The sequence below is a fragment of the Parasphingopyxis algicola genome, assembly GCF_013378075.1.
GTDB lineage: Bacteria > Pseudomonadota > Alphaproteobacteria > Sphingomonadales > Sphingomonadaceae > Parasphingopyxis > Parasphingopyxis algicola.
Window position 1 is genome coordinate 1,474,589 of record NZ_CP051131.1, and the last position, 19,309, is coordinate 1,493,897.

Consider the following 19,309-nt stretch of genomic DNA (forward strand, 5'->3'; position numbering starts at 1 on the left):
AACCTCGCCGAAATCTTCATAGGTTCAGCACATGCATTTTCTCTTCATCGATCTTCAGAAGCGAACGTTCGTCTCCACGCCGAATGTCCTACCCTCGTTGGGCTGTTGGAACAGCCCCAAACCGGTGAGAGTTGCGCCGTTCAACGTCACTTCGTTTGTCAGATTGCGAACGAAGAATGAAACACTCATATCGACGTCCTCCGGTCTAAGGACGATACTAGCATCAACAATGTCTGATGCGGGAAGAAACGCATTGTTGCGATCCGCCACAGCTGTCCGATCACGGTGCGAATATTCTGCGCGCAGCACGACACTACCAATATTCTCGAGGAAGATCTCGTAGTTCGCCCCGAAACCTAATGACCACGGTGCTGCGCGTACAAGCTCCAAATTTTCGTCAACTTGGTCAATTGCTCCATCGCCGTTGATATCGAAAAAAACGTCCGTATATTCGGCGTCTACGTAGCCGATTGTTCCGGTCAAAACGAGATCCTGAACGGGTCGCGCCGTGAACTCTACTTCTACGCCCCTGATGCGGGCATCTGCAGAGTTGCGGATAACTTGTGCATTGCCGGAGTTTTGCGTGGGGAAGTTAATGTCGCGCTGAAGATCCGATAACTCGTTCCAGAACACAGCCGTATTCACGCGAAGGCGCCGATCGAAAAGGTCGGACTTAAAGCCAAGCTCGAAGGCATCGTTCGTTTCTTCATCATACGGTCCAGGAGGCACGACTGTGCTAAAGCTGCGGAAGTTGTACCCCCCGCTCCGGAAGCCGCGCGACCAATTGCCGTAGACCTGCAAGTCGTTATTGGGTTGCCACTGCAAACCAACTCGCGGCATCCAGCTGCTCCAGTTTTCGCTGTCGGAAAAGTCAAAATTGCAGATGCCTGTCCCAAGATCGCAAGGCGGGTTTGTAGTATTGAATGTCGCAATCTGCACAGACTTTTCTTCCTCAGTATATCGAAGACCAAGGTTCAACGTTATCGTGTCGCTTAGGTCGATATCGATCGCGGTGAAAGCAGCTGCTGTCCAGGAGTCTTGTCGGCCGCCCAGCGAGCCGACGATCAATCTATCGAGGATTTCGCGCCGTTCAATGTAAAACAAATCCTGCTCGAAATAGTAGGCGCCGACAGTAAATTTTACCCCATCCATAGGCGTGCCGCTGAAACGGAGTTCATTGCTGATCTGGTCTTGTGCGTAATCAATATTGGCATGAAACAAGAAGTTCGGACTACCGTCGAGATCGAGCCGGGTCTGTTGCCCCACGTCACGCCAGCCAAAAATATTTGTGATCGTTCCATCCCAAAACCCAACGTCGAGATTTATCTCCGCAATGAATTGGTCCCAACGGATTCTGTTGGAACCCTCTTCGTCGCTTCCGGTCTGGAAGCCAGAGAATGTGTCCGCGAATTGCCAGACCGGCCCATCGCCCGTGATTTTACCATACTCGTAGCGCAAGATGATCTCACCAGGGCCTGACGGACTAATGCGAAGAGCCGGTCGGATAACCAAGGTTTCACTTTCTCCGAAGTCATCACTAACTGAGCTTTCGAAGAACCCATTGTCATCGGTATAATAGGACGTCAGCCTCGCAGAAACGCCATCGCTGATCGGTACGTTAATCGCTCCCGCAACGCCCCACTCTGGACCTGTCTCTAAGGTGGCACGGAACTTCGCCTCGAACTCATCGGTTGGCGTGGTCGTATTCACGAGAATAGCGCCGCCCGTCACGTTTCGTCCGAATGCCACGCCTTGCGGCCCTCTGAGAACCTCAATTACTTCTAAATCGTATACATCAGTGAGAACGCCGTACGTAGTTCCGAGATAGACGCCGTCCACAAGAACGCCGACCGTTGGATCAATAGAAGGAACAGTCCCGACAGTACCAAGCCCGCGGATGGAGAAATTCTGAATGCCGGGGAAAGCAGCACCTTGATCCAAGGCGACGTTCGGTATGGCATAGCTCAGTCCTTGAAGGTCTCGCACGTAAGCTGCCTCAAGCTGCGCTTCCCCGAAGGCTGTCACGGCAACAGGAGCATCTTGCAGGGCCTCGCCTTGTCCGATCCGCCGACCAGTGACCAGGATCACGTCCGTAAGCATATCGGCAGAACTCTGCCGTGCATCCTCGCTCGCTTGCTGATAATCGACGGCCTCTTCGTCGGCCAGCGCCTGGCTCTCGGGCTGAGCATCGGCCTCTTGGCCGAAGGCTGGAGTTGATAGAGTCGCTAGGAATACTGCCGCCGTGGATGCAAAAAGGCCCGCACGGCAAGTTCCGTGTATATTGCGCATAGTCCAACTCCCCTTAGATTATCTTTGTTTTCTTCTCCGGCTTCTGGGACGCGCACACGAGCATGGTGCGCGACGACGGCCGATCGTCGGTTTGTTATAATCGCGACCTGGAGACTGAGAAGTGCACTTGGCGGAAGCTCACTCGTGACTGAAAGTCGCGATGGCGACGGGCTGTCAGGCTGACACTGCTAAAGACTCTGGATCGACGTCACGGTCCAGATCGATGATCCCCGATTAACCCACCGCGCGGGTTCGGGCCGTCGCGAAGTCCCTTTTTCGACTATGCCGTTGCAGTCTATTGATTGACCTTAGCTTGCGCATCGCTATCGCCACGCTTTTCAGTGCGGCCAAGAATTAGGGCCGCTGCCTTCTCGGCGAGCATGATGGTCGGTGCATTGGTGTGCCCTGTTGGGATCGACGGCATGACCGACGCATCGACGACGCGCAGCCCATCAATGCCGTTCACTCGCAGCTCAGGGTCCACGACGCTGTCTTCGCCCGTACCCATCGCGCACGTGCCACAAGCATGCATCATCGAGCGCATGGTCTCGCGGATGAAGCCCGCGAGTGCCTCATCGTCATTCGCGGCGGCACCCGGGAACACTTCCTCACTGACGACAGACGCGATGGGTTCGGTTTCCATGAACGAACGGACCATATGAGCTGCACGAAGAAAAGCAGCGCGATCTTCGGGATCCGCGAGATAATTGTGCGTAATGCGCGGTACCGCCTCGGGATCGTCAGAACCAAGTTTCACATGTCCTTTAGTTTGTGGGCGGAGAAGCGATACTGAGATAGCCAATTGTTGACCATTAGCAGGGCGCCAACCAGGGAACCACATTTGAGCGTCAAGCGAAGCGGGCGTGAACAGCAACTCGATATCCGGCCGCTCCATTCCTTCCCTCGTTTTCAAGTATCCGATCGCGGATAAAGGAAGCCCGGAAACAGGTCCGCCGCCGGTCAGACCCCAGCGCAAGACGGATCCCGCAAGCCGATCCATGCGCATTTGCCGGTCGACGCTCATCAGTTCATGTGTGTGATAGACGATCGAATAGCCGTAATGATCTTGAAGGTTGTTTCCGACGCCGCGCAACTCCCGAATGACGGGAATGTTCATTTCCCGCAGATGATCGGCCGGACCGATGCCGGACAGCATCAGTAATTTAGGCGAATGATAAGCACCTGCCGAGAGAATGACTTCCCTGGATGCCTTGACTCTGTAGACCTTACCCTCATGGACATATTCGACACCTACGGCGCGGCGTCCGTCCAAAAGGACTTTTCGAGTTTGCGCGTTGCAAACCAATGTGAGGTTTTTTCGATTGAGCGCCGGGCGAAGATAGCGCCTAGCGGTACTGCCTCGCCGACCACCATGGGTCGTCGTATCGGTGATCCCGAACCCCTGCGGGCCATCTCTTTCGAAGTCGTCTGTCAGGGTGTGCCCGAGTTCTTGGGCGGTCTCGGTGATAAAGTCGAAAAGATCATCCTTTACCGCTGCAGAGACCGTCAGCGGCCCATCACCCCCATGGCTCTCGCTTTTCCCGCGCCAGTTGCGCTCTGCTTGAAGAAAATATGGGAGAACTTCTGAATGAGACCATCCAGGGCAACCCACTTGCGCCCATTGATCGTAGTCCCGCGGATGACCTCGGGTGTACATCATACCATTGATGGACGAGCTACCGCCCAGCACCTTGCCCGCAGCGAGAATGATTTCCCGATCGTCAGCATGGGGCTCCGGCTCGGTCGTAAGCGGCCAGTTGAAGGCAGGGTTATAGAACATCTTGCCGGCGGCGAGCGGCATTTGCATTAAGAGGCTGCTATCCATTCCGCCCGCCTCGAGCACCAAAACGCTTGTAGAGCCCTCGGCGGAAAGGCGGTTTGCTAAAACACCTCCCGCCGACCCACTGCCTACGATGATGAAGTCGTAAACTTCTCTCATAGGGTTCTCCCTCCCTGCCTGAGCGATCATCTCTTCGACGTATGATGACCGTCGGCCTATAATCGAGCCGCTTGCTCAAACTTACTGATTTGGCCTCGACTTACGGTACGGCAGGTGCCGTGTGGGGAAAGTGCGTTCACCGGAAGCTCAGTCGTGCCGGAATATCGCGAGTAATAAACCGCTTGATCCGATATCCCTACGAGCAGAAACACAATAATCAATGCGTGTTGATTGGCATATTCTGCCTAACATAATCCGCTCGTCGCGGGTTGGCGAGGGCCTGGCCGCGTAGATTGGGTAGGGGATAAGACGATGCGCGGAATGCCTCGCGGCTTTGTGCTGTTCACGTTGACCTTGGCGATCGCGCTGAGCTTTGTCGATCGGCAGATACTCTCCTTGCTGGTCGCTCCGGTTAAGAGCGAACTGCTCCTGTCTGACTTCCAGATCAGCCTTTTGCACGGCCTCGCCTTTGCGCTCCTGTATATGGTCCTGGGACTGCCGTTTGGTTGGCTCGCCGACCACCGAAACAGGAAAAGGGTCATCCTCGCAGGCATAGGCTTCTGGAGCCTGATGACGGCGACCTGCGGTTTCGCTCGCAACTTTGCGGAGCTTTTTTTGGCGCGGATCGGCGTGGGCGTTGGTGAGGCGAGCTTGCAGCCTGCCGCGTATTCGCTGCTTGCTGATATCTATCCGCCGGAAAAGCTTTCGCTGGCGATATCTATTTTTTCACTTGGTGCCTGGCTTGGGGTCGGAAGCGCTTTTCTGCTCGGGGGGCAAGTTGTTCAGATTGCTGATCTGGTAGCAAACGCATCGCAATTGGATTGGTCAGGATGGAGGCTGCTCTTCATTTTGCTTGGATTGATGGGTGCCCCGATCTGCTTCCTCGTTTTTGTAGTTATCCGAGAGCCTCCTCGGCGTCAGCTTGCCAAGCCTTTGCCTCTCATCGAAACGGGCCGATTTCTGAAAAGGCGGGCAGGATTGATGGCTCCGCTCGCCATTGGGTACGGGCTAATATTGCTTAGCGTCTACGCATTTCTGGCATGGGCGCCCGCACTTCTGATGCGCACCTATGGTTGGTCAGTATACGAGGTCGGTTTCGCATTAGGTCTGTCTGCACTGCTGCTTTGCCCACTGGGAGCGGTTTCCGGCGGGATGTTGTCAAATCGACTTATCAAGAGTGGGCGGATATCAGGCCCGGTAGTTGTAGGGGTCTTCGAGGCTGCGCTTCTGGCCCCTTGCTTGGTGGGGTTGGCTCTCGTGAATACTGCAGGCGCAACCATCGCTCTTCTCGCAGTCTGCTTTTTCCTCGGACCGTTCGCCCTCGGGTCAGCCGCTGCATCTGTACAGATTAGCACTCCGCCGCGTTTTCGCGGTCAGATCTCCGCAGTTTACCTGCTGGTCACCAGTCTCTTGGGCGTTGCCGGCGGTCCTGCGCTTACAGCCTTCTATACCGACTACGTACTCGGCGATGAGAGCCGGATAGATGAATCGCTTGCCTTGGTAGGCGCCACGGCTCTTCCGATCGCGGGGATCCTTCTGACCATAGCAGCGCGGCGTTTTTCAGTGCCGGACGAAGACGAAGCCCTACCCTGCTTAACGGTGAGTCAGGCAGAATAGCGCAGTCTACCACCACAGCGCTGATTTAGGGGGCGCCAATCTCAGCGGCAAGGCGGGGCGACGGAAGGAGCCGTCGCCTCACCCTTTTCAAGTTGACCAAGATCAGTCCGCTTAGCGCAAGGTCCGATCGAACAGCGCAAGGAGTTCACACCAACCGCGGTTCGCTGCCTCCTCGTCGAATACCGGGAAATCGGGTTTCATCCAGCCATGTCGGGCGCCAGTATAGGTTTCGGCGCGATATCGCACCTTGGCTGAGCCCATCGCCGCCTCGAACCGTTCTGCCATTTCAGGCGGATAGAGGACATCCCCATCAGCCGCTGCAATATAAACTTCCGCTTGCATCTGAGGCATCAGCAAGTGCGGACTGTTAGGGTCATCTGTGGCAAGACTGCCCCCGTGAAAGCTCGCGACTGCCGCGAAGCGGTCAGGGTAGGTCGCGGCAGCTGTCAGTGCCATCCCGCCGCCCATGCAGAAACCCACCGCGCCGAATTTGCTTTGGGCATCATCGCGAGAGTCAAGATAATTTATGAACGCGGCGGTATCTGCAGCAGCCTTAGCGTTGTTTGTTGTTGCCATTAACGGACCAAGGATAGCCATTACATCGCCTTGGAAAACCTCTTCAGGCACAAGCGGACCATAAGGCCCAAAGCGATAGAACAAATCAGGCACAAGGACGATATAGCCGGCGGCGGCGAGCCGCTCCGCCATTTGAACTGAGGCGGGTCGTATCCCGCCCGCATCCATATAAAACAATACAGCCGGCAAGGAGGCCTTGCTTTCGGGCTTCAGTACTAAGACAGGGCAATCACCGTCATCTGTGGAGATGGTTATTTTATCGATGTTCACCGGACGATTTTTCTGAGTTGAACTAGGAGCAATTTAGGCGGCGACCGACCTTGGAAAGGAGCGCTGCCAACAAAGATCGATGTGAGAGCACCATGCGCCGTGCGCGACATAAGCAAGGCGATAATTTCGAAGGTATGGGACGACGAGTAACCGGCGGGATTTCTGTCATTCATGCTCGATTCGACCACAATCATAGATATGTGATGTCGAGCCGACTGATGAGGTCACCGCGCATCTCGAAGAAATATTCGAAACTGCCTTTCGAAACCTCTTCCCCTTTAAGGTCACGCACAACCTGGTCCAGACGAACCATGACCCTCCCGTCGGGTAGCTCGGTTACTTCAGTGGGCGTATCGCGGGTAACAGTGACATCCCATTGCTTCTGCCAATACTCACGAAGCGCATCACGACCATGTAAGCGCTTGTCGGGATCGGAGGTCGTACCGTCCGGCCAATTAACGTCCTCAGTGACATACCCTATTAGCGTGTCGGCATCTCGCGAATTGAAGGCGTCGTAAGCGTCGCGAATGATTTGCTCTTTTCGATTCCTCATGGTTCCCCTCTTCAATTCGCGACCTGATTTCGCATTAATCGGACGAAAAACATCATCAATATGGCATCAGATTTCCGAACATCGGTTGACGCGACACATTTGCTCATGCCAGCCAACCCAAACCTGTTGCAATCTATATAAGTGCATAATACACTAATTTCGATGGGAGCGATATGTCAACTTCTCGTTTGGACGACAAGCACATTGTCGGTGCGCTTCCCGAGATGCTCTCTTCGATCCTTGACATCGTTGGGGTCTTCAACAGTCCTGAGCGCGACGCTGCCATGCTCGAAAGCGCCGGGTTAAAGCTCGAGCGCGCCCTCTTTCCGCTCTTGGTGCTGATTGGGAATCTCGGGCCGATCGGCGTTTCCGACCTCGCGGAGCGAGTGGGCCGCGATTATTCAACCGTCAGCAGGCAGACAGCTCGTCTTGAAGCTCTCGGCCTAGTGACACGCAGAAGAAGCCCCAACGACAAAAGATCTCGGGAAGCCATCGTTACGAAGCGCGGACGCCTGGCAACCGAGGCCGTCGATGGCGCGCGCGAACGACTCGCTTTGGAGTTGTTCAGCGGCTGGAACGGCAAGGACTTTGATCAACTCGTTCGACTTCTTCGAACATTGGCTGACGGCTTGGTCGACACGCCAGCACCCGGCTCGCGCCTTGCGGATGAGCGCAAAGCCAAAGTGCTCAAGGCCAGAAGTACTTTAACCGCGTAAATGCAGATCACCGCACACTCACAACTTAGGCTTCGTGGACAAAGGGTATCCATAGTTTAATTGAGACGAGCGCGACGAAGCCGAGGTAGGATTCCTTGGTTTTGTCGTAGCGGGTCGCGATGCGACGCCAGTTCTTGAGTTTGTTGAACAGGCGCTCGATCAGGTTGCGCCACTTGTATTTTGCGCGATCGTGCTGCGCGGGATTGCGCCGGTTGGCCTTGGCGGGGATCACTGCCTCGACGCCTGCAGCGGCAATCTCACCGCGGATGGCGTCGGCATCATAGCCGCGGTCGGCGAGAAAGGCTTCGATCCGATCGCCGATTATCCGGAACAGCGGCGCAAAGCCTTGTACGTCATGCGCCTGGCCCGGTGTCAGCACGAAGCCGAGTGGGAGGCCTCTCGCATCGCACCGCGCGTGGAGCTTGGTGGTGAAGCCGCCTCGCGATCGGCCAAGCGCCTCGGTTTGCTGAGTCCCCTTTTTATGCCGACGGCACAATGATGTGCCCGGACTACCGTGCTATCGATCATGTCGGCGGCGCTATCGCGGCCAGCCAGTTCGGCCAGCGTCTCGAGCATGGCATCGAACACACCGGTCGTGACCCATCTTCGATAGCGCCGGAAAACGCTGTTCCACTTGCCATACTCATCGGGGAGATGTCGCCATTGCGCGCCCGTCCGGGCGATCCACATCATGCCCTCGAAGTAACGGCGGTTATCCTGCGCAGGTCGGCAGCTGCGTCCCCGCTCCGGAGGCAGCAACGGCCCTATCAACGCCCATTCTTCATCCAACACCCCGATCCGCTCGCCCAATGCCGCCTCCAAAAGGCAGCCTTGAATCGAAGGACGAGTCTCAGGTCAAGCTTTGTCCACGAAGCCTAGTCAATGAGACTCCGCCGATAACCCCCGTCATTTTGGATCGAAATTCTTCCTGAAATTCCTCGCCCTGCAGATAATAGTACACATATCGCGGGTCGAAATCCTCATGAGGCAAAATGCCGTAGAGCTTGTTTACAAACGCAACTGGTCGGTCAGTGATGCCAATCTTTCGACCCGCACTACCCCCTTCCGCACATATAAGAACTGTGCCTGACGGAGCTATTTTGAACGTATCCACGCGGTCGGCCGGGATCTTCACTCCCGTGTCATAGCTAATCCTATGATCAAAGCTGATGTCCTTTGTGGCGACGTAGGGCAAACCTTCAGATACGCCAGCAAACTCGGCTGCCTTCGTTTTCGCAGGAATGCTGTTGCCGTTTATGACGCGACGCTTTCCGAGCTGTATTTGAGGGATCGCGCTCACACCAATTCCCTCACCCGCACCAAAATCTCCGCCGTCTCTGCATCGAGCTGCTCGATCTCGTCTAGTATCTCCTCAGGGCTGCGCAGCGGTTCTTCCTCCGGCGCGTTGGGGTTGCCGACCGACAGATCGTAGGTCGCCTCGTCAACATCGCCGATTGGCGCCGTCCAGCTCTGCGCGCTATCCGCCAGGTCCTGCGCCCGCGCCAGGAAATCCTCGAAATCCGCGTCGGTCAGCGCATTGGTCTTGCCGAGGCTGCGGCCCGGATCGAGCTGATAGTAGAAAATCTCGCGCGTCGGCGCGCCGCGGGTGAAGAACAGCACCACCGTCTTCACCCCCGCGCCGGTGAAGGTGCCCTGCGGCATGTCGAGCACCATATCGAGCGTACACTCCTCGAGCAGTTCGCGGCGCAGTGCGGTAGCGGCGTTGTCGGTGTTCGACAAGAAGGTGTTCTTGATGACGATCGCCGCCCGCCCGCGGGGCTTCAGCCGCTTGATGGCGTGCTGGAGGAACAGGAACGCCGTCTCGCCGGTCTGGATGCTAAAATTGTGCTGCACCTCCTTGCGCTCCTTGCCGCCGAAGGGCGGGTTGGCGAGGATGATGTCGAAGCGGTCCTTGGGCTGTATCTCCTGCAGGTTCTCGTTGAGCGTATTGGTGTGCAGCACGTTGGGCGCCTCGATCCCGTGCAGGATCATGTTCATCACGCCGATCACATAGGCGAGGCTCTTCTTCTCCTTGCCGGTGAAGGTGGCGTTCTGGATCGTATCGCGTTCGCCCGTGCTGTCCGCCTTGTCCCACAGATGTTCGAAGGCTTCGCACAGAAAGCCGCAGGAGCCGCAGGCGGGATCGTAGATCGTCTCGCCGATCTCAGGGCCGATCACCTTCACCATCGCGCGGATCAACGGGCGCGGTGTGTAATATTCGCCGCCGTTCCGCCCGGCATTGCCCATATTCTTGATGCGCGTTTCGTAGAGATGCGAGAGCTCGTGGCGATTGGCGTCTGAGCCAAAATCGAGCGCATCGACGGTCTCCAGCGCGTCGCGCAGCGAATAGCCGCTGCGGAAGCGGTTGGTAATCTCGGAGAATATCTCGCCGATCTTGTATTCGATGCTGCCCGGTTCGGCCGACTGGCGGAACTGGCCGAGATAGGGAAAGAGCTCCTTGTCGACGAATTCGATAAGATCGTCCCCGGTCAGCGCATTGTCATGATCGAAAGCGCCATCGGCATTTTTCGGCGCGGCCCAGGCGGACCAGCGGTGCTCCGCGTCCATGATCGGGGCGTAATCCTCGCCGCGCAATCCGGCATCGTCCTTGCGCTTCTCCTCCAGATCATCGAGATATTTGAGAAACAGCATCCAGCTCGTCTGCTCGGCATAGTCGAGCTCGGTTTGGCACCCCGCTTCCTGCCGCAGCACATTGTCCAGATTTTTGAATGCGTTTTCGAACAAGCGACTTATCCCTTTCGATTGCCATAATTCGTTAGCAACTAGTCATCGGCCATAGCAATCGCTTCGAGCCGCTTCGTTCGACCTTCGACGTGAGATTATCTGTTTGTTAGGTCCGCTATTTCAAACTGCTCGCCTTTACCGGACAGTCCGCAAACGGCCCAGTTTACGTCTAATGCAGCAGGCTCGGCTCAAAGGCGAACGGACAATTTCCTGTGCGCGCCAATGCATTTGGCTGAGCTGATGATGGCTATTCGGCTTCGGCATTTGCGATGGCCATCGGAATTGATTGAGTCGCGGCCTCGATGAAGGCCCGCACTGCCGGACGCATTTGACGGTCTTGCGCAAACACTAGGTGTACTGGCACCTGTCGGGCAAACCAGGTCGGTAGTATCCGTTGCAGGCGTCCTTCACGCAGCGCGGGCGCGGCGATGATCTCAGGCAGCACGACGACAAGATTAGTCGAACTCGCAGCGTCCAAAAGCAGCCACGGGTTCATGCAGATGAGTCGCGCGTTCGCAGCGCAGATCACCGTCTCCTCGCCGTTCTGTGAGACAAGCGGCAAGAGCGGTGGGGTTTTTCCCGCATCGTGCAACAAGCCCATTGGCACATGACCTAATTCGTCAATGGCGATGTCCGCCGCTTTTGCGCAGCGATACAATCCAGCCCGAACGGTCCCGACCGGGCGAGCTATCAAACCATCATCCACAATCGGACCGATGCGTATCGCCACGTCATAGGGTTCTTCGACCAGATTGACCGGTCGATCGAGCAAGTCGATCTTCAGATCGCATCGTGCATGCTCGTTGAGAAAACCCGCAACCACTTCGCCAAGTAGGGCTTGGCCGAAGATCGTCGGGGTTGTTACCCGAACGGTTCCAATCACGTTTTCGCGCATAGAGGCGAGCGAAACTTCAAAGCCTTCGTGCTCGGTCAGCATTCGGGTCGCATGATCGAATGCAAGCAGACCTGCATCTGTAGGCGCCACAGCGCGGGTAGTACGATCAAACAGTTTGAGACCTGCGCGTTGTTCCATGCGCATGATCCTGCGGCTCACAGTCGCAGCAGGAATGCCCAGCGCACTTGCTGCCTCTGAAAAGCTCAGACGATTGTGCAACTCCACGATGATGCGCGCGTCGACGAGGTCCTCGATCATTATTGCATTCCCGTAAGTAAGCTTTTGCATTCGGGGCGCCTAATCATGCTGGGCCGGCGCCCATATCTCTTATCGGACCGAAACGGAATGGCGCCGCAATTGACGCGCCTGAGTTTCGGTCTCGGCAAGAATCCTGTGCGTCGCTCCTGGCGTTAGCCTTGTTTAGATTGGAGAAAATTATGGCCCTTCCTGCTTCCGAATTGACGCCCGAAAATTGTGCGTTTCTTATGATCGACCACCAAGTCGGACTGATGCAGTTTCTTTCATCTATCGACCCGATGCTTCTCAAGAACAACATCCTGGGCCATGCAAAAACGGCGAAGGCGATGGATATTCCCGTCATCATGGGCACAAGCTGGCCAGATGGCCCGAACGGTCCGACCATGCCCGAGTTGAAGGCGATCTTTCCCGATGTAGATGTCATCGACCGCCCGTTCGTCAACTTCTGGAATGACGAAGCATCTCGCAAGGCCGTCGAGGCGACCGGTCGAAAGAAGCTTGTGATTTCTGGTCTTGCAACCGAGGTCTGCGCCGCCTTCCCGGCATTGTCGGCGCTCCGCGAAGGATATGAAGTCTATGTCGTGATGGACGCCAGTGCAGACTTCAACCCGTTCATTCAGAACGTCACCATGACGCGTCTCGCAGCAGCCGGCGCGATCGTCACCACCTGGGTAGCGGTGCTCGCTGAGCTGGCCGCGAACACGCAGGTCAACGGGCAATACATCGGAAGTCTACTGAGCCAACACATGGGTCAGTATCAGGCCGCAATGAACAATTATCTTGGCGTTGCGTCCAACGCCGACGCGGTGGCTCAAGGCGTCGGCCTGACCGGCACTCCCCCGATCCCGACACATCTGGACTGACGTTCAGACAAAGTGCCACCGGCTATCGCACAGGCTCACAGTCTCAAGGCCTCGTTAGCTGGTGGCATTTGCCTCTTCCTCCTAAGATTGGATACGACGTATGCCTCTGACAGCATTCAAGACCCGCATCGATTGCACATCTGCAAAGCTCTGGGACATGTTGATCGACAAGATCCGGCATCCGGACAAGTTCGTTCCTGGCGTCGTCTCAGTGGAGGTGGTGCAGGAATTCGGTCCTACGTCGATCGAGCGCAAGATGGTCGTCCGCCAAGGCGATACGGAGAAAGTCGTGAGTGAATTGATCACTGCCGACGAAGCGACCAAGACGGTCATCTTCAAGCTCAAGGATGATCCCATCTACACCGGCTATGTGGCGAATGTTATCTTTGAAGAAAACGGGGTTGTCGAACTCGACTACACCCTTCACTGGACCGCAAAAGATCCGGCTAACGAGCCACCGGCGCCCAATATGAGCGAAGCGATCAAAGGTGCCGTACTGCACACCAAGGAATTGGCCGAGCAGGCATGACCGAGCTAGGAGTGGCCATGCGCATTCCAGTGCAGGGCGGCAATCTCTTCGCGGTTGAAATTGGCTCGGGGCCGGAAACGGTGCTCTTGCTTCATGGCTGGCCCCAAACCCATCGCGAATGGCTTCCTTTGGCAAACCTGCTCTCAGACGAGATGCGGCTGATCATGCCGGACCTGCGCGGCTGCGGCGAGAGCCTCAAAGCCTATGACGGATATGATGCAGCTACGCTCGCGGACGATGTACTGGCGGTCCTAGACTATTGCGATGTAGACCGAGCACACATTGTCGCACACGATATAGGCGGTGGGTCAGCGTACGCATTTGCGCATCTTCACCAAGACCGGGCAGCGTCGCTCACCCTGTTCGAAACACCGCTCTGGGGCGTGACGAGCGAGGATGTTCCGCATTTGCCGGACCTGTTCTGGCACTTGCGCTTCCATAGCGAGGTTGATCTTGCGGCGGCACTGATCGGCTCGAACCTCCCGCTTTATCTCGATCACTTCTTCAGCGACTTTGCCTTCGATGCGCGCGCAATTCCAGCTGACGATCGTGCGGCCTATGTGAGGAGCTACGCCGCCTCCGGAGCGCTGCGCGCAAGCCTGATGCACTATCAGGCAATACCGAAGCTGTCGGAACAGTTCGCCAGCTTCTCTAACATGAAGCTCGACCTCCCAGTCCAAGCCTATGGGAGCGAGGCCGTTATGGGCGAATATGTCGTAAAGGCCGCTCGCTTGGTGGCGAGACAGGTCGAAGGGGGTGTGATCGAAACATGCGGGCACTGGATCCCCGAGGAGCGTCCGGAAGCAGCCGCAAGAATCATCCGCGAGAGCATTGCTATGGCCGCGCACCATCGCAAAATAGAAAAGAAGCCGAAATGACCCAGCGATCAGACGCCAACATCGAAACTGTGAAGTCTTTCCTTGAGAAAGCCTATTCCGGCGCAATCCCTGAAGCGGCCCGATTGCTGGACGAACACGTTCGTCTGGAAATACCCGGTGATGGCCCGATAGCGGGTGTGCACAATGGGCCTGACGAATTCTTCGCCAACTTCGCTCGCATGCTTGAGACGACCGAAGGCAGCTACACCATGACCGAGCAAACCGATTTTTGCGCGAGCAATGATCGTGTGATCCTGTTGGCCACGGAACAGGTTACACGCGGCGGCCATACGATTAACTTCCGTCGCGCCGTGCGTTACGATGTCACAGATGGGATGATTACCGCTGTGACGATTTACGAAGCGGATCCAAAACTGGCGGAAGAAGCGTTTAGATGATGGCCTTTCAGAAGGGAGAAAAGACTTCCCCAACAGTCATCCGCAAAACCTGGTAGTCTACTCTAGCATTGTTCAAACCAAGCCGAAGTCCTATGCAGTCCGCATAAGGTCGTGCCTCCAAATCAACGGCCTAGGCCTCATCCGGAAAACACGCGGATATTTAAACGAACCACGCGGTGATTTTCTCGGTGTCGATGCAGTTCAAATGAATGAAGACCTTCTGAACTAACCGTCCATGATTGCCTTCGTGCGCCGCTTGCCAGATAATGCGCGGCCAAGCGAGCCTTAGGAGCGAGCGAAGGTAGGCAGAATCGCGGATCGATTTGATATTCGCGTTTTGGGTCGCTTGCTGAAGGTCTGCTTTCGATCTCTGAACCGCCAAGAGCGGACAGTCAGCCTTCGGCCCAATTACCGTCATTTGCCGATGGTAGTGAAGTCCATTGTATCCGCAAATTGACTTGCTTCTGGGACGGTATCATCGAGCACTTCCGCCGAGAGGCTTTTTCCAGACGCCAATCGTTTCGCCAACTGCTCGATAAAATAGCCGAAACGCTCTCGGCCAAGCGCTTGGGCCGCCTGCCGATCCTGCTCGGGCAGTGGCGGGGTGACAGTCAGAAAATAGCGGGCGAAAAGCGCCAAGGTCTCAGCGGTCACCGTGATGTCCCGATCCGCCCGGTCAATACGGCGATCAATCCGGTCGAGCCGCCGGATAATGGCCGCGTCACGACGGTCATCGGCCTCAGGCGATAGAAACGCTGCCAGCGCCGCATCGACGATCGCTGCTTTCGAGACGCCCGGCCGCTTCGCCATCTCGTCCAACCGCTTCCAGACCTCGCGGGTGATGTGGACGTTGATGCGCGGCTTGGCCATGCGTCACAAGCCCGGAAGCAAATCATCATCTGCCTGATCCATCGCATGGGCGCGGCGAACCGTATCCGCCGTCCGCGTCAAATCTTTCATTCGCATGGCATCGGCGGGATCGAACTCATCATCAAGCACGCGCTCGGGTCGTCGCTCAGTACCTTCTTGGCTTTGTTCCGGTATCTCAATCGCTGGGTGCCGTTCCAGGCCGCCTTCGTCTGCATCACCGCTGACCAGATCGGACCATGCGCGAGCGAGTTCCGGCGCTGTCCTAGCGGTCATACCGCTCCAATCATCGGGACGGACCTGCGGCCGATCGGCGTAAGCAGTGTCAATGGAAAGCGTTGGCGCATCGATCCGCCTTTTCGTGAAATTCGTGTCTTCGAAATAGCGCAGTTTTTTCGCACAGATCGGCGGGACGCCGGCGACCATGACCAGCTCATCGTCCACCGGGAGCTGCATAACCTCGCCGGGTGTCAACAGCGGGCGCGCCGTCTCCTGCCGCGAAACCATGACATGGGCAAGCCAGGGTGCGAGCCGGTGGCCGGCGTAGTTGCGCTGGGCGCGCAGTTCGGTCGCGGTCCCAAGCGCATCGGAAATCCGTTTTGCGGTCCGTTCGTCATTCGTGGCAAAGGCAATCCGGACATGGCAGTTGTCCAAGATCGCATTATTCGGGCCATAGGCCTTTTCGATCTGGTTCAAGGACTGGGCGATCAGAAAGGCGCGCACGCCATAACCCGCCATGAAGGCGAGCGCGCTCTCGAAAAAGTCCAGCCGCCCCAGTGCCGGAAACTCGTCGAGCATCAGCAGCAATTGACGCCGGTTCGGGTTCTCGGCGTTCTGCAATTCTTCGGTCAAGCGTCGCCCGATTTGATTGAGCACGAGCCGCACCAGCGGCTTGGTCCGCGAGATGTCCGACGGCGGCACGACCAAATAGAGCGACACCGGCCGCTCGGCATCGACCAGGTCGGCAATGCGCCAGTCGCACGCACTCGACACCCGCGCGACGGTCGGATCACGATAGAGGCCGACAAAGCTCATCGCGGTGGAGAGGACGCCCGAACGTTCGTTTTCGGATTTGTTCAAAAGCTCGCGCGCCGCTTGCGCGACGACCGGATGTACCTGCGGCGTCTCTTCGGTGCCGACATGATTGGTCGTCATCATCAACCGCAGACTGCGCTCGAACGAACGCGACGGATCGGAAAGGAACGACGCGACGCGCGCCAACGTCTTCTTCTGCTCGGCATAGAGGATATGCAGGATCACGCCGACCAGCAGCGCATGGCCGGTCTTTTCCCAATGGGTCCGCCGTTCGAGCGAGCCTTCGGGATCGACAAGGATGTCGGCGATATTCTGGACGTCACGAACTTCGTGAGATCCCTTGCGGACTTCGAGCAGCGGATTGTAGCGCGCTGAGCGCGGATCGGTTGGATCGAACAACAGACAGTGCGAGAAGCGTGAGCGCCACCCGGCGGTGAGTTGCCAGTTCTCACCCTTGATGTCGTGAATCACAGCAGAGTGCGGCCAGCTCAGTAGGGTCGGAATCACTAGCCCGACCCCCTTGCCGCTACGCGTCGGCGCGAAGGCCATGACATGCTCAGGGCCGCCATGGCGCAGATACTCACCTTTCCAGCGACCGAGGAAGACGCCGCCAGGCTGAGTGAGTTCGGCCATGCGAACGTCCTTGGGTTCCGCCCAGCGCGCCGAACCATAGGTGGTGACGAACTTGGCCTGGCGAGCGCGCCAGACCGAGCCAATGATCGCGGTGAGGGTGCCGAGCATCCCGCCCGCCGCCGCCATCATCCCGGCGCGATTGAACACATGCGGCGCATAGGCCTCATAGGAATACCACCAGAGAAACAATTGCCAGGGACGGTAAATCGGAATGCCGGCGAGCGAGAACCAGGAAGCACCGAGCTGCGGCTGATATCCAAGCTGATGAGCGGCCCATTGCGTCGCGCCCCATAGGCTAATGATGATAACAGCGAACACGAGCGCGGCTTGGCCGATCAAGATCTTGGTTGGCGTCACCGCGTCTCAGCTCTCCTTTCTGGTCAGGGGAGCACTCACCCGCCGACAACATCAAGGATCGGTCAAAGGGACGAGCCAGCTCAATCCGGAAAGGCGGGAAAAGGCATGAACTGCTCGTAGCTGGCGCGAAGAAAGCTGGCATCCGTCCGATATGCCAGCCCCGTCAATCAGGTAATTCGAGTCGGAATCCGGGATAGACAAAGGCCGAACTGATGGCCTCGCAGTCAGGGTCCGTCACGCCATGCCGTCGGGCCGTTTCATACCATGTAGCGACAATCCGTTCTTCCATTGCCTGGACAATCGCGCCCGCTGCATCGCGGTCAAGATGGAAGCGCGCGCATTGCGAGAGCATATTCTCCGCATGGGCATAGCGTCCCAGATCACCGCCGGACATGGCCAGATCACGCCGCTCGGCACTGATTGGCGTGGAGGGCGTCAGGTCGTAGGCGGGCGAGAGCCTCCAGTCGGCGTCCTTGGCGATCGCTGCATGGTTGCGCGGATGATCGTCAATATTTGAGATCAGTGCATTGAAGACCATCCGACGAAACAGTTCGGCGGCGTCTTCCTTGGGATTCGCACTGATGCGGCGCAGTTCCTCGGCCAGCAGAACATAGGACCAGCGGTCACGGTTCTGATGCGTATCTTCCGTGCGCAGAATTGTCAGTCCGCTAATCATCCGGGCGCGCAAATAGCCGTCCCCGATCTGTTCACGGTCAAATCGCTTGACCAACAGGACATCGCGGTCGCTGGCGGCGACCAGTTTGCTTTGCGCGCTGTCAATGCCGCAGGATCTGGCAAGTTCGAGCATCGCATGTTCGACGCGCGCATAATTCCACTTGTCATCGGGCCGGTTGAACTTTGCGATCCACAGGCCATCCTCGTCTTCGACGACTGCCTTGGGCCGGGCGCCGCCCATCGACGTGCCGATCAACATCAAGTCCTCGACCTGCTCCGCTTCGGACCCGGCCGGCATCTCTTCATCGGCGATGATGGCATCGGCCAGTGCCAGGAGCTTTTCCAGCACCAGCGTCTTGTTGAATTGCCGCTTCGGCGCGGGAGGCTCAGGGCCAAGGCCGAAGCCGAGGGCGCCGGCTCGGTCATCGGGCGCATAGAGGAGATAGTCGATCTCGCTCAGTTCCGGCAGGCCGGCATGTTTCTCGATGACGCGCCGTCCCCAATAATCAGGGCCGGCATCGCGCAGCGCGCCAAACACGCCCTTTAGCGCTGTCGTCCGATAGGTCGTGTTCGCGAGCTTGAGTTCGACCGGATCGATCGGCACGGCGTCGGGCCGGTCAAGATAGCTTTTGCCGTAGACGAAGCGGCCGACCGGAATGCCGTCACTATCATTTTCCAGCACAAAACGCCCGGCCGTCACGAACTGCGTCGTGCCGGGCAGCATCATGTAGACGAAACATTCGCTGGCTCCGGCCTTAGAAGTCATTGTCCAATTCCTGGCTGGTTCGAGCACGTTCGCGACCGCTGAGTCTTTCGAGCGTCAGGCCCTCGCGATCGCTCGCGGGATCGGCGAGTGCGCTGAACGATTCCAGCAGTCCATAGGTCCAGAGAAGCGCCGTATAGGTGGCAATGCCCGTGCCGAGCTTGCCCTTTTCCGCGTCCATGACGGCGCGCGGGCCGGTGCCGATTTTCTCCGCCACCTGTTCGATGGTGAGATTGCGGCGCAGCCTTGCCGTGCGCAGATTCTTTCCCAGGCGGACAATCGATTGCTCGACTTCGTATGGCGGCGCGCTCAATAGGAGATTTCTTGCAGTCATCTGCTCTTCAAAGCTTCTTACAATCGTTTATCTGCTTTTGAGCGCATATCGTATGACTGCACGCATGTCAATTGAAATGCCCTTTAGCGCACATTATAACCCTTTCCATGCTCTTGAGA

At 57.2% G+C, this 19,309-nt stretch carries 17 protein-coding genes and 1 pseudogene; 6 read left to right on the forward strand and 12 right to left on the reverse strand.

All coding sequences use genetic code 11. The features are described 5' to 3' along the window. Window positions 1–54 precede the first annotated feature (54 nt). Both HFP57_RS07335 and HFP57_RS07340 read right to left on the reverse strand, forming a co-directional pair. Window positions 55–2,289 carry a TonB-dependent receptor gene (locus tag HFP57_RS07335; RefSeq protein ID WP_176869170.1) on the reverse strand — a complete coding sequence of 745 codons (2,235 nt, stop codon included), beginning with the start codon at window positions 2,287–2,289 and terminating at the stop codon, window positions 55–57. Between the two features lie 295 nt (window positions 2,290–2,584). Continuing rightward, the gene (locus HFP57_RS07340) at window positions 2,585–4,228 is read right to left on the reverse strand and encodes a GMC family oxidoreductase (protein WP_176869171.1); all 1,644 of its coding nucleotides are present in this window, start codon (window positions 4,226–4,228) and stop codon (window positions 2,585–2,587) included. A 312-nt stretch (window positions 4,229–4,540) separates the two neighbouring features. On the opposite strand from HFP57_RS07340, the gene HFP57_RS07345 reads away from it, so the two are divergent. Further along, a complete protein-coding gene (locus tag HFP57_RS07345; RefSeq protein WP_176869172.1) occupies window positions 4,541–5,845 on the forward strand; it encodes a spinster family MFS transporter in 1,305 nt (434 codons plus the stop codon). Between the two features lie 111 nt (window positions 5,846–5,956). On the opposite strand, the gene HFP57_RS07350 is transcribed toward HFP57_RS07345, so the two are convergent. Next, entirely contained in the window at window positions 5,957–6,691 is a 735-nt protein-coding gene (locus tag HFP57_RS07350; protein ID WP_176869173.1) for a dienelactone hydrolase family protein, read from the reverse strand. A gap of 190 nt (window positions 6,692–6,881) precedes the next feature. Next, entirely contained in the window at window positions 6,882–7,244 is a 363-nt protein-coding gene (locus HFP57_RS07355; RefSeq protein ID WP_176869174.1) for a nuclear transport factor 2 family protein, read from the reverse strand. A gap of 173 nt (window positions 7,245–7,417) precedes the next feature. On the opposite strand from HFP57_RS07355, the gene HFP57_RS07360 reads away from it, so the two are divergent. Continuing rightward, a complete protein-coding gene (locus HFP57_RS07360; protein ID WP_176869175.1) occupies window positions 7,418–7,960 on the forward strand; it encodes a MarR family winged helix-turn-helix transcriptional regulator in 543 nt (180 codons plus the stop codon). A gap of 25 nt (window positions 7,961–7,985) precedes the next feature. Here the strand turns inward: HFP57_RS07360 and HFP57_RS18260 are convergent. From HFP57_RS18260 to HFP57_RS07380, 4 genes and pseudogenes are all read right to left on the reverse strand, one after another. After that, window positions 7,986–8,752, reverse strand: a pseudogene (locus tag HFP57_RS18260) (IS5 family transposase). A 58-nt stretch (window positions 8,753–8,810) separates the two neighbouring features. After that, window positions 8,811–9,260: a restriction endonuclease subunit S domain-containing protein gene (locus tag HFP57_RS07370; RefSeq protein WP_176869176.1), complete on the reverse strand. Its 450-nt coding sequence runs from the start codon at window positions 9,258–9,260 to the stop codon at window positions 8,811–8,813. After that, window positions 9,257–10,705: a class I SAM-dependent DNA methyltransferase gene (locus HFP57_RS07375; protein ID WP_176869177.1), complete on the reverse strand. Its 1,449-nt coding sequence runs from the start codon at window positions 10,703–10,705 to the stop codon at window positions 9,257–9,259. The genes HFP57_RS07370 and HFP57_RS07375 overlap by 4 nt, the downstream gene beginning before the upstream one ends. 247 nt (window positions 10,706–10,952) lie before the next feature. Then, the gene (locus HFP57_RS07380) at window positions 10,953–11,858 is read right to left on the reverse strand and encodes a LysR family transcriptional regulator (RefSeq protein ID WP_176869178.1); all 906 of its coding nucleotides are present in this window, start codon (window positions 11,856–11,858) and stop codon (window positions 10,953–10,955) included. A gap of 179 nt (window positions 11,859–12,037) precedes the next feature. Between HFP57_RS07380 and HFP57_RS07385 the strand changes: the two genes are divergently transcribed. From HFP57_RS07385 to HFP57_RS07400, 4 genes are all read left to right on the forward strand, one after another. Then, window positions 12,038–12,721: an isochorismatase family protein gene (locus tag HFP57_RS07385; protein WP_176869179.1), complete on the forward strand. Its 684-nt coding sequence runs from the start codon at window positions 12,038–12,040 to the stop codon at window positions 12,719–12,721. A gap of 100 nt (window positions 12,722–12,821) precedes the next feature. After that, window positions 12,822–13,250 (forward strand): AtaL-like protein, encoded by a 429-nt coding sequence (locus HFP57_RS07390; RefSeq protein WP_176869180.1) that lies wholly within the window; start codon window positions 12,822–12,824, stop codon window positions 13,248–13,250. After that, window positions 13,247–14,128, forward strand: a complete 882-nt coding sequence (locus HFP57_RS07395) for an alpha/beta fold hydrolase (RefSeq protein WP_176869181.1) — start codon at window positions 13,247–13,249, stop codon at window positions 14,126–14,128. The genes HFP57_RS07390 and HFP57_RS07395 overlap by 4 nt, the downstream gene beginning before the upstream one ends. Continuing rightward, window positions 14,125–14,526 carry a nuclear transport factor 2 family protein gene (locus HFP57_RS07400; RefSeq protein ID WP_176869182.1) on the forward strand — a complete coding sequence of 134 codons (402 nt, stop codon included), beginning with the start codon at window positions 14,125–14,127 and terminating at the stop codon, window positions 14,524–14,526. Before HFP57_RS07395 ends, HFP57_RS07400 begins: the two co-directional genes overlap by 4 nt. A gap of 414 nt (window positions 14,527–14,940) precedes the next feature. Here HFP57_RS07400 and HFP57_RS07405 read toward each other — a convergent pair whose 3' ends face one another. The 4 genes from HFP57_RS07405 to HFP57_RS07420 all read right to left on the reverse strand — a co-directional run bounded on the left by HFP57_RS07405 (window position 14,941) and on the right by HFP57_RS07420 (window position 19,169). Next, window positions 14,941–15,396: a ribbon-helix-helix protein, CopG family gene (locus HFP57_RS07405; RefSeq protein ID WP_176869183.1), complete on the reverse strand. Its 456-nt coding sequence runs from the start codon at window positions 15,394–15,396 to the stop codon at window positions 14,941–14,943. Window positions 15,397–15,399: 3 nt separating this feature from the next. Beyond that, a complete protein-coding gene (locus HFP57_RS07410) occupies window positions 15,400–17,418 on the reverse strand; it encodes a conjugal transfer protein TraG (protein WP_176869184.1) in 2,019 nt (672 codons plus the stop codon). A gap of 163 nt (window positions 17,419–17,581) precedes the next feature. After that, window positions 17,582–18,820 (reverse strand): type II toxin-antitoxin system HipA family toxin, encoded by a 1,239-nt coding sequence (locus HFP57_RS07415; RefSeq protein WP_218135084.1) that lies wholly within the window; start codon window positions 18,818–18,820, stop codon window positions 17,582–17,584. Between the two features lie 28 nt (window positions 18,821–18,848). Continuing rightward, a complete protein-coding gene (locus HFP57_RS07420; RefSeq protein WP_218135085.1) occupies window positions 18,849–19,169 on the reverse strand; it encodes a helix-turn-helix domain-containing protein in 321 nt (106 codons plus the stop codon). Window positions 19,170–19,309 lie beyond the last annotated feature (140 nt).

What these genes read in the sequence shown, in the direction of transcription:
- HFP57_RS07400 (WP_176869182.1), top strand. Translation starts at nt 14,125, where the DNA reads ATGACCCAGCGATCAGACGCCAACATCGAAACTGTGAAGTCTTTCCTT.
- HFP57_RS07360 (WP_176869175.1), top strand. Translation starts at nt 7,418, where the DNA reads ATGTCAACTTCTCGTTTGGACGACAAGCACATTGTCGGTGCGCTTCCC.
- HFP57_RS07415 (WP_218135084.1), bottom strand. Translation starts at nt 18,820, where the DNA reads ATGATGCTGCCCGGCACGACGCAGTTCGTGACGGCCGGGCGTTTTGTG.
- HFP57_RS07395 (WP_176869181.1), top strand. Translation starts at nt 13,247, where the DNA reads ATGACCGAGCTAGGAGTGGCCATGCGCATTCCAGTGCAGGGCGGCAAT.
- HFP57_RS07345 (WP_176869172.1), top strand. Translation starts at nt 4,541, where the DNA reads ATGCGCGGAATGCCTCGCGGCTTTGTGCTGTTCACGTTGACCTTGGCG.
- HFP57_RS07385 (WP_176869179.1), top strand. Translation starts at nt 12,038, where the DNA reads ATGGCCCTTCCTGCTTCCGAATTGACGCCCGAAAATTGTGCGTTTCTT.
- HFP57_RS07390 (WP_176869180.1), top strand. Translation starts at nt 12,822, where the DNA reads ATGCCTCTGACAGCATTCAAGACCCGCATCGATTGCACATCTGCAAAG.
- HFP57_RS07355 (WP_176869174.1), bottom strand. Translation starts at nt 7,244, where the DNA reads ATGAGGAATCGAAAAGAGCAAATCATTCGCGACGCTTACGACGCCTTC.
- HFP57_RS07335 (WP_176869170.1), bottom strand. Translation starts at nt 2,289, where the DNA reads ATGCGCAATATACACGGAACTTGCCGTGCGGGCCTTTTTGCATCCACG.
- HFP57_RS07405 (WP_176869183.1), bottom strand. Translation starts at nt 15,396, where the DNA reads ATGGCCAAGCCGCGCATCAACGTCCACATCACCCGCGAGGTCTGGAAG.
- HFP57_RS07340 (WP_176869171.1), bottom strand. Translation starts at nt 4,228, where the DNA reads ATGAGAGAAGTTTACGACTTCATCATCGTAGGCAGTGGGTCGGCGGGA.
- HFP57_RS07380 (WP_176869178.1), bottom strand. Translation starts at nt 11,858, where the DNA reads ATGATCGAGGACCTCGTCGACGCGCGCATCATCGTGGAGTTGCACAAT.